Consider the following 13,002-nt stretch of genomic DNA (forward strand, 5'->3'; position numbering starts at 1 on the left):
ATCCGGCACACGCGATTAGCGGCGACGACCGGTTTTGACCGCTTTCAGCACCACGAATTTATTATTGGTGGCGATGGTCACGCAGTTGCCGAAAATCTTCTTCAGCTTATGGAAGTAGTCGAGGTGGCGGTTGGCCACGATGTACAGTTCACCATTGATTTTCAGGCAGCGGCGCGCGTGGTGGAACATCTCCCAGGCGATATTATCGGTCAACGCATGCTTCTGGTGGAATGGAGGGTTGCAGAACACCGCGTTGAAGCGGAACGGTTCTACGCCGGAGAGCGCGTTATTAATCATAAATTCGCTGCGATCCAGCGCGTCCGGCAGGTTGGTTTCCACGTTAAGACGGCTGGAAGCGACCGCCATCGGTGATTCATCAACAAACACCACGCTGGCTTCTGGATTCTTCGCCAGCAGCGTCATGCCCAGCACGCCGTTGCCACAACCGAGATCGACAATCTCGCCTTCCAGGTTTTCCGGCAGATGTTCCATAAAGAAGCGCGCGCCGATGTCCAGCCCGGTACGGGAGAAGACGTTGGCGTGGTTGTGGATGGTCCAGTCGGTGCCTTCCAGCTTCCAGCTCAACGTTTGCGAGGCAGCGGCCAGCTCAGGTTTGCTGAACGTACAGTTGATCAGACGGGCTTTTTTCCACGCCAGCGTCGTGGTGGTTGGCCCCAACACTTTTTCGAACAGATCCAGCGTCGAGGTATGCACATCGCGCGCCTTCGCGCCCGCGATGATGCGCGTTTGTGGCGTCACCACTTCACGCAGCGCGCGCAGTTGCTGTTCCAGCAGCGCCATGGTTTTTGGCAGCTTAATCAGCACCACGCCCGGCGCCTGCGGATATTCAGCGGTACTGTCGAGGAATTTGACGCTCGACTCGGCAATATCGTTGTGACGCAGGTTCTCGCGTGTGGCAAGCTCGCTGAGATAAGAGTCGCCAATGCTATACGGCGTATGTTCCGCCAGCGCACAGCCCAGCGCGCCGAAAGTATCATTCAGGAGAAGCACCGGGCCGCTAATCTCGGTATCGTCCAGCTGTTGCAGCAGATATTCATCTGCAGCTTCCCACGCCAGCAGCGGGTTAACGTCATCCGTCTCCGGGAAACGTTTAAGTGACAGCGAACGGAAACCGTTGTCTATGTGGCTCATCGGCCCTCCTGAATGGTAAAATTTCGGCGTATCCCTGAAAAGGGTGCGTGAGTATACACTTTTTATACTTTATATGGGGCACTAATGAGTCAGTTGACCTATCTGCAAGGCTACCCGGAGAATTTACTTTCCCAGGTTCGTACGCTGATTGCTGAACAGCGTCTGGGGGCGGTGCTGGAGAAGCGCTATCCGGGTACGCATGACTTCGCGACCGACAAAGCGCTCTGGCAATATACCCAGGATCTGAAAAATCAGTTTCTGCGAAACGCCCCGCCGCTGAATAAAGTCATGTATGACAGTAAGATACACGTGCTGAAAAATGCGCTGGGACTGCATACTGCCGTCTCCCGCGTGCAGGGTGGCAAGCTCAAAGCCAAAGCGGAAATCCGCGTGGCGACCGTTTTTCGCAATGCCCCCGAACCCTTTTTACGCATGATCGTCGTGCATGAACTGGCGCATCTGAAAGAAAAAGAGCACGACAAAGCGTTTTACCAGCTCTGCTGCCATATGGAGCCTCAGTATCACCAACTGGAGTTCGATACCCGCCTGTGGTTAACGCAACAATCGTTAAAGCAAACTGCGCCGTAGCGCACTGGCTTTGTCTTCAGGGCATGCTAAATTGACGCAAGGATCCCTTTTCGCAGCCTGAAGGCCTTTATGATACGTTTCGCAGTAATTGGCACAAACTGGATCACCCGCCAGTTTGTCGATGCCGCCCATGAAACCGGCAAATATAAGTTAACCGCAGTGTATTCCCGTAGCCTTGAACAGGCACAGACCTTCGCCAACGATTACCCCGTCGAGCATCTGTTTACCTCGCTGGAAGCCATGGCGCAAAGCGACGCGATTGATGCCGTTTACATTGCCAGTCCGAACTCTCTGCACTTCCCGCAGACAACGCTGTTTCTACAGCACAAAAAGCATGTCATTTGCGAGAAACCGCTGGCCTCAAACCTGGCGCAAGCCGAAGCCGCTATCGCCTGCGCGCGTGAAAACCAGGTGGTGCTGTTTGAAGCATTTAAGACCGCCAGCCTGCCTAACTTCCTGCTGTTACAGGAATCGCTTCCCAAAGTTGGAAGAATCAGAAAAGCGTTTATCAATTACTGCCAGTACTCCTCGCGTTACCAGCGCTATCTCGACGGTGAAAATCCCAATACGTTTAATCCGGCGTTCTCCAATGGCTCGATTATGGATATCGGTTTTTACTGCCTGGCCTCGGCGGTTGCGCTGTGGGGCGAACCACTGAGCGTTCAGGCCAGCGCCAGCCTGCTGGAAAGCGGCGTGGATGCCCACGGCGTGGTCGTACTCAATTACGGCGATTTTAGCGTCACGTTGCAGCACTCGAAAGTCAGTGATTCCGTACTGGCCAGCGAAATTCAGGGCGAATCAGGGTCACTGGTTATCGAGAAGATTTCCGAGTGTCAGAAAGTGTGCTTTATTCCGCGCGGGGGCAAAACGCAGGATCTTACGGTGCCTCAGCACATCAATACTATGCTGTATGAGGCAGAGGCGTTTGCTCATTTGGTTGAATCCGGCGAAGTGGATCACCCGGCACTGGCCGTCAGCCGTATCACCGCTAAACTACAAACGGAGATTCGCCGCCAGACCGGCGTGGTTTTCCCGGCAGACGAAGCGGTAACCTCGCTGACTGCGTAAATGTGTGTAAAACGAATGTTGCAGGCCATTGACTGAATGCATGGCCTGTAATATTTTGTAACCCGCAAAGGGGAGTAACTTCGTTGTCGGTTGATCGTCATTACGATGTGTGAAAAACCACATCCGGTCACCGGGCGATAACAAAGGAATACGCCATCGTATTCCTTTGTTGTTGTAAGTGAGACCTTGCCGAATGGCAAGGTCTATGCATAAAAAGCAGCGGCTAACGTCATTCGGCGTTGGCCGTTTTTTTATGCATGGGGAAATAAAATGAATACTGTCGGCACACCGTTGTTATGGGGTGGCTTCGCTGTTGTGGTGGTCATTATGCTGGCCATCGATCTGCTGCTACAGGGTCGTCGTGGCGCACATACGATGTCGATGAAGCAGGCCGCGGCCTGGTCAATCGTCTGGGTAACGTTGTCGTTGCTGTTTAACGCGGCATTCTGGTGGTACCTGGCTGAGACTCAGGGCCGCGCCGTTGCCGACCCGCAGGCGCTGGCGTTCCTTACCGGCTATTTAATTGAAAAATCGCTGGCAGTAGATAACGTCTTTGTCTGGCTGATGCTGTTCAGCTACTTCTCCGTCCCCCCTGCATTGCAGCGTCGGGTACTGGTGTATGGCGTACTGGGTGCGATTGTATTACGTACGATCATGATCTTCACGGGCAGTTGGCTTATCGCCCAGTTTGAGTGGCTGCTGTACGTGTTCGGCGCGTTCCTGCTGTTTACCGGCGTGAAGATGGCGCTGGCGAAAGAAGACGCTTCCGGTATTGGCGACAAACCCTTAGTGCGTTGGCTGCGCGGCCATTTACGTATGACCGATACCATTGAAGACGAAAAATTCTTTGTGCGTAAAAACGGTCTGCTATTTGCGACGCCGCTGATGCTGGTATTGATCCTGGTTGAGCTGAGCGACGTGATTTTCGCCGTTGACAGTATTCCGGCTATCTTTGCCGTTACCACCGACCCGTTCATCGTGCTGACCTCGAACCTGTTTGCTATTTTGGGGCTGCGTGCGATGTACTTCCTGCTGGCAGGTGTGGCGGAGCGTTTCTCCATGCTGAAGTACGGTCTGGCGGTCATCCTGGTGTTTATCGGTATCAAGATGCTGATCGTCGATTTCTACCATATCCCGATCGCTATTTCGTTAGGCGTAGTGTTCGGTATTCTGTTTGTAACGCTGATTGTGAACGCGTGGGTCAACCACCAGCACGATAAAAAGCAGCAAATACAGTAAGGTTATCTGCTAGCTGAAAAGCCCGACGGCACACTATGTGCGTCGGGCTTTTTGTTCATCATGTCAAAACAATGTTAATTCAAAGTTATAAAATATGATCTCAACGGGGAATCCAGGATATTTCTCTTCCCGAAGCGTTATCTTTCCTTATACTCAACCACGCAAACACTTTGTTACATCCAGAAAGATGCGTCGTAAGAGCGCACGATGGATGAGCAACAACACAATGAAAGGATCACGACATGACTACGCAACGTTCATCGGGGCTACTCTCGCGTTTGGCACAAGGGAGCCTGGTTAAACAAATTTTGATTGGCCTGGTACTGGGGATTTTACTCGCACTGGTGTCAAAACCTGCGGCAGAAGCCGTTGGTCTGCTGGGTACGCTGTTCGTCGGCGCATTAAAAGCCGTCGCGCCAATTCTGGTTTTGATGCTGGTCATGGCCTCTATCGCCAACCACCAGCACGGGCAAAAAACCAATATCCGCCCGATTCTGTTCCTCTACCTGCTCGGAACGTTTTCAGCCGCGTTAGCGGCCGTCGTTTTCAGCTTCGCCTTCCCGTCGACACTGCACCTTTCCAGCAGCGCTGGCGATATCGTGCCGCCATCCGGTATTGTTGAAGTGATGCGTAGCCTGCTGATGAGCATGGTTTCTAACCCCATTGATGCCCTGGTTAACGCCAACTATATCGGTATTCTGGTCTGGGCCGTCGGTCTGGGCTTTGCGCTGCGCCACGGTAATGAAACGACCAAAAATCTGGTCAATGATATGTCCAATGCCGTCACCTTTATGGTGAAGCTGGTGATCCGTTTCGCCCCGATCGGCATCTTCGGTCTGGTCTCCTCCACGCTGGCAACCACCGGTTTTGCCACACTGTGGGGCTACGCTCAACTGCTGACCGTGCTGGTCGGCTGTATGCTGCTGGTGGCACTGGTGGTCAACCCGCTGCTGGTATTCTGGAAAATTCGCCGTAACCCGTATCCGCTGGTGCTGGCCTGTCTGCGCGAAAGCGGCGTGTACGCTTTCTTTACCCGCAGCTCTGCCGCCAACATTCCGGTGAATATGGCGCTGTGTGAGAAGCTGAATCTGGACCGTGACACCTACTCGGTATCTATCCCGCTGGGCGCCACCATCAATATGGCGGGCGCGGCGATCACCATTACCGTACTGACGCTGGCGGCGGTGAATACGCTGGGAGTCCCGGTTGATTTACCGACGGCGCTGTTGCTGAGCGTGGTGGCGTCGCTGTGCGCCTGCGGCGCATCGGGCGTAGCGGGTGGCTCCCTGCTGCTGATCCCGCTGGCGTGCAATATGTTCGGTATCCCGAATGACATCGCCATGCAGGTGGTGGCCGTTGGCTTTATCATCGGTGTATTGCAGGATTCCTGTGAAACGGCGCTGAACTCTTCTACTGACGTGTTGTTTACCGCAGCAGCCTGCCAGGCTGAAGACGAGCGTCTGGCAAACAACTCCCTGCGCGGCTAATCGTTTCTCCCCTCCGTCAGCGGGCGGAGGGGTTATCTTGCTGTACGCTTTTTTCAATTTTGAACGGATCAATTCCGCGCTTTTGCATCCGCCGAAAGCGGATAATGTTCAGGCCGTTCATCACCAGAAAGCTGCCTTCGATCATCGTCCCGCCAATCGATCCTAACCAGAAATTATGAACAACCCAGCAGGCGGTTGCACACCACATCACACAGCGCACGGTTAGCCCTTTGCAACGAAACAGTGCCCAGGTACTGGCAAGCGTGCCAATAATAGGCAGTAGCTCCATAGCATGCTGCAATTTTGCCAACCCAAGAACCAGCGTGAGGACAATAAAAACGGTCATTACCCACAGTTTGCGGGTATGCATTGAGACGAGCGTGCGGATGGTATTAAGCTCAGCGCTCATTCCCGCGGGCCAGGCCCCCATCAGGAAAAAATGCACGCCAATGGTGGCGCTATAGACGGCGAGCTGTAGCCGGAACCGGCGCTCGTCACGATTAAAAAAAGTGGTAATACCGATCAGAAAGGCGATGACACCTACGCCCTGGGCCAGCCAATACGCGGTCATGCAAGCAACCCCAACTCCATTTTGTAGGCCGGATAAGGCGCGTTCGCCAGCATCCGGCAACGGTTTGTGCCTGATGGCGCTACGCTTATCAGGCCTACGGTTTGCGCAGACCTGCAGGCACCATCAGGGATTTATTACAGCGTCACTCCCGACTTAAACAGCGCGAGTTCCCGGAAATCGTTGCGCTCATTGCAGGTTTGCTTGCCGTTAGCAAACTCAACGATGGTATCGACAAACTCGTTCAGCAATTGCGGCATCGCTTTACCGTGGATTAGCTGCCCGGCATCAAAATCGATCCAATGCTTTTTCTTCGCGGCCAGCTCGCTGTTGGTCGCGATTTTCACCGTCGGTACAAAACCGCCGTACGGTGTACCGCGCCCGGTACTGAACAACACCATATGACAGCCGGCCCCCGCCAGCGCACTGGTCGCAACGGCGTCATTACCCGGAGCACTTAACAGATTCAGACCAGGCGTTTTCAGGCGTTCACCGTAGCGTAGTACATCGACAACTTTGCTGGAACCCGCTTTCTGTGTACAGCCCAGTGATTTATCTTCCAGCGTGGTGATACCACCCGCTTTGTTCCCCGGCGATGGGTTCTCGTAGATCGGCTGGTCGTGAGCAATGAAGTATTGCTTGAAGTCATTGACCATGGTCACCAGCTTACCGAAGGTTTCTTCATCGCGGCAGTGGTCCATTAATAGCTGCTCGGCACCGAACATCTCCGGAACTTCAGTCAGCACGGTAGTCCCGCCGTTGGCGATCACGTAGTCAGAGAAACGTCCCAGCATCGGGTTAGCGGTGATCCCGGACAAGCCGTCAGAGCCGCCACATTCCAGACCAAACTTCAGCTCGCCGAGTTTACCCGGCTCGCGCTTATCGTTACGCATCACGTTGTACAGCTGATGGAGATGTTCAATCCCTGCTTCCACTTCGTCTTCCTGATGCTGGCAGACCATAAAGTGAACGCGGTCAGGATCATACTCCCCTAACGTTTCGCGGAAAGCATCCACCTGGTTGTTTTCACAACCGAGGCCAACCACCAGCACCGCCCCCGCATTCGGGTGACGCACCATGTTTTGCAGCATGGTGCGAGTGTTGATGTGGTCATCGCCAAGCTGCGAGCAGCCGTAGGTGTGGCTGAAGAGATGCACGCCGTCGATACCGTCAGCGTCATTCGTTTCTTTCAGGAAACGGTTCTGCATCTGGCGCGCCATGGCGTTGACGCAGCCTACGGTTGGCAGGATCCACAGTTCATTACGCACCCCAACGTCACCGTTCGCGCGACGATAAATCTGCACATCGCGATCGGCAGGTTGCGCGACTTCCGGCTGGAAATCAGGTTGGTAGCGATACGTGTCCAGGTCGCTCAGATTGGTGCGCGTGTTATGAGCATGAATATGCTCACCCGCCGCAACGTCCGCCAGCGTATGGCCGATTGGCAAACCGTATTTAATGACGTTTTCGCCTTTCGCAATATCGCGTAAAGCGAATTTATGACCGCGAGTCACCGCCTGGCGCAGGGTGACGACCTGACCATCAACGGTAACTTCCGTCCCTTCAGCCAAATCAGCGAGCGCTACCGCGACGTTATCCAGCGCATGGATCTTGATGTATTGCATATCAACCCGGACCTTAGAGCCTATCTCAGTAGGCGTATATTGTCGCAGCCAGTTTGGACACGGACAGCGCGCAAAAACCGGGGCGTACACGCAGTACGTGAGGATTTTGAGCACTGCCCAGGTTCAAACTGGCAAGTAAAATAGCCTAATGGATAGGCTCTTAGTTCAGTTCAATGGCGAAGTAATCACGCGCATTGTTGAAGCAAATATTTCTCACCATCTCACCCAGCAGCTGGATGTCGGCAGGTGCTTCACCGGCGGCAACCCAGCGGCCAATCATCTGGCACAGAATACGGCGGAAGTATTCATGGCGCGTGTAAGACAGGAAGCTGCGGCTATCAGTCAGCATACCCACAAAACGGCTCAGCAGACCGAGCTGTGCCAGTTGGGTCATCTGACGTTCCATCCCGTCTTTCTGGTCGTTGAACCACCAGCCGGAACCGAACTGCATTTTGCCCGGCATACCTTCGCCCTGGAAGTTACCGATCATGGTGCCCAGCACTTCGTTATCGCGCGGGTTCAGGCAGTACAGGATGGTTTTCGGCAGCAGGTTCTGTTCATTCTGCTTGCTTAGCAGTTTGGACAGTTCTTCAGCCATCGGACGATCGTTAATGGAGTCGAAACCGACATCCGCGCCCAGCAGTTTGAACTGACGCAGGTTGTTATTACGCAGTGCGCCAATGTGGTACTGCTGCACCCATTCGCGACGTGCGTATTCAGCGCCAAGGAACACCAGTACGGCAGTTTTGAACTGGGCAACTTCATGCTCGCTCAGGGTTTCACCCGCCAGACGACGCGCCAGGATGTTATCCAGTTCAGCTTCGTTAGACTCGGCAAACAACACCACATCCAGCGCATGGTCGGAGACTTTACAGCCGTGCGCAGCAAAGTGATCAAGACGTTTAGTAAGCGCGGTTTGCAGGTCGGTAAAGCGGCGGATCTCGGTGTCGGACACTTCACCGAGCTTCGCCATGTAATCGTTAAAGGTCGCCAGTTCAATGTTGAAGGCTTTATCCGGACGCCAGCTTGGCAGCACTTTGATAGCAAAGGTGCTGTCTTTCGCGACCGCTGCGTGATGCTCCAGAGAATCGATCGGGTCATCGGTGGTACCGACCATTTTCACATTCATCTGCTGCATGATTCCACGTGCGGAAAACCGATCCTGCGCCAGCAATTCGTTGCACTGATTCCAGATTTCATCGGCAGTTGCAGGAGACAACAGCTTACCTGTAATACCAAATGGGCGACGCAGTTCAAGATGCGTCCAGTGGTAGAGCGGGTTACCGATGGTGTGTGGGACCGTCGCGGCCCATGCATCAAACTTCTCGCGATCGGACGCATCACCGGTACACAAGCGTTCAGCGACGCCGTTAGTGCGCATGGCGCGCCACTTGTAGTGATCACCTTTCAGCCAGATGTCATACAGGTTATTAAAACGGTAGTTATCCGCGATTTGTTGCGGCGGCAAATGGCAGTGGTAGTCGAAGATTGGCTGGTCTTTAGCGTAATCATGATACAGACGGCGGGCAAATTCGGTATCCAGCAGGAAATCTTCAGTCATAAACGGGGTCATTATCGTCTTCCTCTCAGCGAGTGCGTCAGATTGCTTATGTTTTGATGTTGTCAAAGTTATCACACCAATTTCCATACGCTGAAGATATTTTCGTGAGTTAGATCAACAAATGATGACAAAAAAATTACTCTCAAAGAGGTAAAACTCACGGCAAGCCGCGCCAGCACTGGCTTTGCTGAATCGAATTAATGACCACACGAAGATTCACACTTTTGTGATGGCACTCACCTTTTAAAGCTGTATGACAAGTTATCTTTTTGCCGTCGCGATACATAAGCCGACGGAATGCAAATTACCGATGGTCCGCCATCGGATTGACCGGTACGGAAACCGAATTAGCACAATCATTGACATGGCAAAGTTCGGGGCAGTGCCGGTTTTTTTTCGGTCACGCCCTTCGTAAAAGAACATCCTCCGCCCTGGACTGGAAGATGACCGCTCGTTAGCGGACATAACAAAACGATGAGGTTTTACATGCGTAAAATTAAAGGGTTACGTTGGTACATGATCGCACTGGTGACGCTTGGCACCGTGCTGGGTTACCTGACACGTAACACTGTGGCGGCAGCTGCGCCAACTCTGATGGAAGAGTTACACATCTCCACTCAACAGTATTCCTATATCATCGCAGCGTATTCTGCTGCTTACACCGTAATGCAACCCGTTGCTGGCTACGTGCTGGATGTGCTCGGCACCAAAGTAGGCTACGCGATGTTCGCCGTTCTGTGGGCCGTCTTCTGTGGTGCCACGGCGCTGGCTGGTAGCTGGGGTGGACTGGCACTGGCACGAGGCGCAGTCGGTGCCGCAGAAGCCGCGATGATCCCTGCGGGTCTGAAAGCCAGTTCAGAATGGTTCCCGGCAAAAGAGCGTTCGATTGCCGTAGGTTACTTTAACGTCGGCTCTTCTATTGGCGCGATGATCGCTCCGCCGCTGGTCGTGTGGGCTATCGTCATGCACAGCTGGCAGATGGCGTTCATTATTTCTGGTGCCCTGAGCTTCATCTGGGCGATGTCCTGGCTTGTCTTCTATAAGCACCCGCGCGACCAGAAAAAACTGTCTGACGAAGAGCGTGATTACATCCTTAACGGTCAGGAATCACAGCATAAAAACAGCACAGCGAAGAAAATGTCGCTTGGCCAGATCCTGCGTAACCGCCAGTTCTGGGGTATCGCACTGCCACGTTTTCTGGCAGAACCAGCCTGGGGGACATTCAACGCCTGGATCCCGCTGTTCATGTTTAAAGTCTACGGCTTTAACCTGAAAGAGATCGCGATGTTCGCGTGGATGCCAATGCTGTTCGCTGACCTGGGCTGTATCATCGGGGGTTACTTACCGCCACTGTTCCAGCGCTGGTTCGGCGTAAACCTGATCGTGTCCCGTAAAATGGTCGTCACCATGGGTGCACTGCTGATGATTGGCCCAGGGATGATTGGTCTGTTTACCAGCCCGTATATTGCTATTGCCCTGCTGTGCGTCGGTGGTTTTGCTCACCAGGCACTGTCTGGCGCGCTGATTACGCTCTCTTCTGACGTATTTGGCCGCAATGAGGTCGCGACAGCTAACGGCCTGACGGGGATGTCAGCCTGGCTGGCGAGTACTCTGTTTGCCCTGGTCGTTGGCGCCCTGGCTGATACCATCGGCTTTAGCCCGCTGTTCGCCGTACTGGCAGTATTCGACCTGCTCGGTGCGTTAGTCATCTGGACGGTACTGCAGAACAAATCGGCAAGCGAGATTGATTCAGGTCCGCAAACCGGCTCTCCCGCTACGCAAAATTAACCTGACGCTAGTCGTCATAGGTATATAATGCAGAGCCGCCAGTTAACTGGCGGCTTTTTTGTCGGTGCGAGTAGAGCCGCCATCGCAAAAGTGGTATAACAAATATAGTCTGCTGTATCATGCCTGGAGTGCATATGGAAATCACTGAACCACGACGTTTGTACCAACAACTTGCTGCCGATCTAAAAGAACGCATCGAGCAAGGCGTCTATCTGGTGGGCGATAAACTTCCCGCCGAGCGCTTTATTGCCGATGAAAAGAATGTCAGCCGTACCGTGGTTCGTGAAGCGATTATCATGCTCGAGGTTGAAGGCTACGTTGAGGTGCGTAAAGGATCAGGTATCCACGTCATCTCTAACCAACCCAAACATTATGTTGCTCCCGACGAGGGTCTGGAATTCGCCAGCTACGGTCCTTTTGAATTGCTGCAAGCGCGTCAGCTTATTGAGAGCAACATCGCCGAGTTTGCCGCCACCCAGGTGACCAAGCAGGACATCATGAAACTGATGGAAATCCAGGAGAAGTCGCGCAACGAAAAAAGCTTTCGTGACTCCGAATGGGACCTGCAGTTCCATGTTCAGGTCGCGCTAGCGACGCAAAACTCAGCTCTGGCCGCCATTGTTGAAAAAATGTGGACTCAGCGCGTTCACAACCCCTACTGGAAGAAATTGCACGATCACATTGATCTGCGCACGGTAGACAACTGGTGTGATGACCATGACCAGATCCTGCGGGCATTAATTCGCAAAGATCCGCATGCAGCCAAGCTGGCGATGTGGCAGCACCTTGAGAACACGAAACAGATGCTGTTTAACGAAACCAGCGATGATTTCGAGTTCAACGCGGATCGTTACCTTTTCACGGAAAATCCGGTCGTTCATCTGGATACAGCGGCAAACAGCACAAAATAAACGTTCTGACTTTCACAGGCGCGATAACAGCGCCTGTTTCTGACACTCAGTAAGCATTAGGTATAAAGTGTCAGCCTGTGTAAATCCTCTCGCCTCACTCCCTTGCGATCAGCAAAATCAGAGTTCAACCACCGTAATTTATATAACGGACAACGTTGACCTTTGTTACAATTAGATTCTATTTGAATTTTTATGTTTGAGAGCTTGCTTACTTCACAACTTTACAGGGAATAGTTCAGGCCGTGAATTTGTGTCAGACCGCGAACCATGTAAAAAACACCAATAAAATTGCGGCGTTACAAACTCCAGAAAACCGGCATGACAACAACCGATTCTCCAGGAATATTGAATGGAACTACTGACTCAATTATTGAATGCTTTATGGGCTCAGGATTTTGAAACTCTGGCCAATCCTTCCATGATTGGTATGCTGTATTTTGTACTGTTTACAATTTTGTTTCTGGAAAATGGGTTGCTACCCGCGGCCTTTTTACCTGGTGACAGTTTGCTGGTACTGGTCGGCGTTCTTATTGCCAAAGGCGCAATGGGTTTTCCGCAAACGGTACTGCTACTCACCACCGCAGCCAGCCTCGGTTGTTGGCTCAGCTATATTCAGGGCCGATGGTTGGGTAATACCCGCACTGTGCAGAACTGGCTTTCACATCTTCCGGCTCATTATCACCAACGCGCGCATCATCTTTTCCACAAGCATGGCTTATCCGCGCTGTTGGTCGGTCGCTTCATTGCGTTCGTCAGAACATTACTGCCGACCATTGCCGGGCTGTCAGGCCTGAATAATGCGCGTTTTCAGTTCTTCAACTGGATGAGCGGGCTATTGTGGGTACTGATTCTGACCACGCTAGGCTATCTACTGGGCAAAACACCTGTTTTTCTTAAGTATGAAGATCAGCTCATGTCCTGCCTGATGCTGCTTCCTGTCGTATTACTGGTGGTTGGCCTGGCCGGTTCACTGGTTGTACTCTGGAAAAAGAAATACGGGAACCGAGGGTAAATT

11 protein-coding genes are annotated in these 13,002 nt (G+C 52.9%); 7 read left to right on the forward strand and 4 right to left on the reverse strand.

Going from position 1 to position 13,002, the window contains the following annotated elements; translation table 11 throughout:
* Positions 1 to 15 precede the first annotated feature (15 nt).
* Entirely contained in the window at positions 16 to 1,152 is a 1,137-nt protein-coding gene (gene rlmG, locus SK32_RS16880; RefSeq protein ID WP_048213334.1) for a 23S rRNA (guanine(1835)-N(2))-methyltransferase RlmG, read from the reverse strand.
* An 84-nt stretch (positions 1,153 to 1,236) separates the two neighbouring features.
* Between rlmG and SK32_RS16885 the strand changes: the two genes are divergently transcribed.
* From SK32_RS16885 to sstT, 4 genes are all read left to right on the forward strand, one after another.
* The gene (locus tag SK32_RS16885) at positions 1,237 to 1,740 is read left to right on the forward strand and encodes a M48 metallopeptidase family protein (protein ID WP_048213335.1); all 504 of its coding nucleotides are present in this window, start codon (positions 1,237 to 1,239) and stop codon (positions 1,738 to 1,740) included.
* Between the two features lie 69 nt (positions 1,741 to 1,809).
* Complete coding sequence (locus SK32_RS16890) at positions 1,810 to 2,808, forward strand: Gfo/Idh/MocA family protein (protein WP_048213336.1); 999 nt, start codon at positions 1,810 to 1,812, stop codon at positions 2,806 to 2,808.
* A gap of 270 nt (positions 2,809 to 3,078) precedes the next feature.
* Complete coding sequence (locus SK32_RS16895; RefSeq protein WP_048213337.1) at positions 3,079 to 4,047, forward strand: TerC family protein; 969 nt, start codon at positions 3,079 to 3,081, stop codon at positions 4,045 to 4,047.
* A gap of 242 nt (positions 4,048 to 4,289) precedes the next feature.
* On the forward strand, positions 4,290 to 5,534 hold the full coding sequence (gene sstT, locus SK32_RS16900) for a serine/threonine transporter SstT (RefSeq protein WP_048213338.1): 1,245 nt from the start codon (positions 4,290 to 4,292) through the stop codon (positions 5,532 to 5,534).
* A gap of 16 nt (positions 5,535 to 5,550) precedes the next feature.
* Here the strand turns inward: sstT and SK32_RS16905 are convergent, their stop codons facing one another.
* The 3 genes from SK32_RS16905 to uxaC form a co-directional block, all read right to left on the reverse strand.
* On the reverse strand, positions 5,551 to 6,105 hold the full coding sequence (locus tag SK32_RS16905) for a YgjV family protein (RefSeq protein ID WP_048213339.1): 555 nt from the start codon (positions 6,103 to 6,105) through the stop codon (positions 5,551 to 5,553).
* Between the two features lie 134 nt (positions 6,106 to 6,239).
* Positions 6,240 to 7,727, reverse strand: a complete 1,488-nt coding sequence (locus tag SK32_RS16910; protein WP_048213340.1) for a UxaA family hydrolase — start codon at positions 7,725 to 7,727, stop codon at positions 6,240 to 6,242.
* Positions 7,728 to 7,887: 160 nt separating this feature from the next.
* A complete protein-coding gene (gene uxaC / locus SK32_RS16915; RefSeq protein WP_048213341.1) occupies positions 7,888 to 9,300 on the reverse strand; it encodes a glucuronate isomerase in 1,413 nt (470 codons plus the stop codon).
* Positions 9,301 to 9,774: 474 nt separating this feature from the next.
* On the opposite strand from uxaC, the gene exuT reads away from it, so the two are divergent.
* The 3 genes from exuT (at position 9,775) to yqjA (ending at position 12,999) form a co-directional block, all read left to right on the forward strand.
* The gene (gene exuT, locus SK32_RS16920) at positions 9,775 to 11,076 is read left to right on the forward strand and encodes a hexuronate transporter ExuT (RefSeq protein WP_048213342.1); all 1,302 of its coding nucleotides are present in this window, start codon (positions 9,775 to 9,777) and stop codon (positions 11,074 to 11,076) included.
* Between the two features lie 134 nt (positions 11,077 to 11,210).
* The gene (exuR, locus tag SK32_RS16925) at positions 11,211 to 11,987 is read left to right on the forward strand and encodes a transcriptional regulator ExuR (protein ID WP_005131459.1); all 777 of its coding nucleotides are present in this window, start codon (positions 11,211 to 11,213) and stop codon (positions 11,985 to 11,987) included.
* A 349-nt stretch (positions 11,988 to 12,336) separates the two neighbouring features.
* The gene (gene yqjA / locus SK32_RS16930; protein ID WP_005131462.1) at positions 12,337 to 12,999 is read left to right on the forward strand and encodes a DedA family general envelope maintenance protein YqjA; all 663 of its coding nucleotides are present in this window, start codon (positions 12,337 to 12,339) and stop codon (positions 12,997 to 12,999) included.
* Positions 13,000 to 13,002: the final 3 nt, after the last annotated feature.

The sequence above is a fragment of the Citrobacter sp. MGH100 genome, from assembly GCF_001034465.1.
In the GTDB taxonomy this organism is placed as follows: domain Bacteria; phylum Pseudomonadota; class Gammaproteobacteria; order Enterobacterales; family Enterobacteriaceae; genus Citrobacter; species Citrobacter youngae.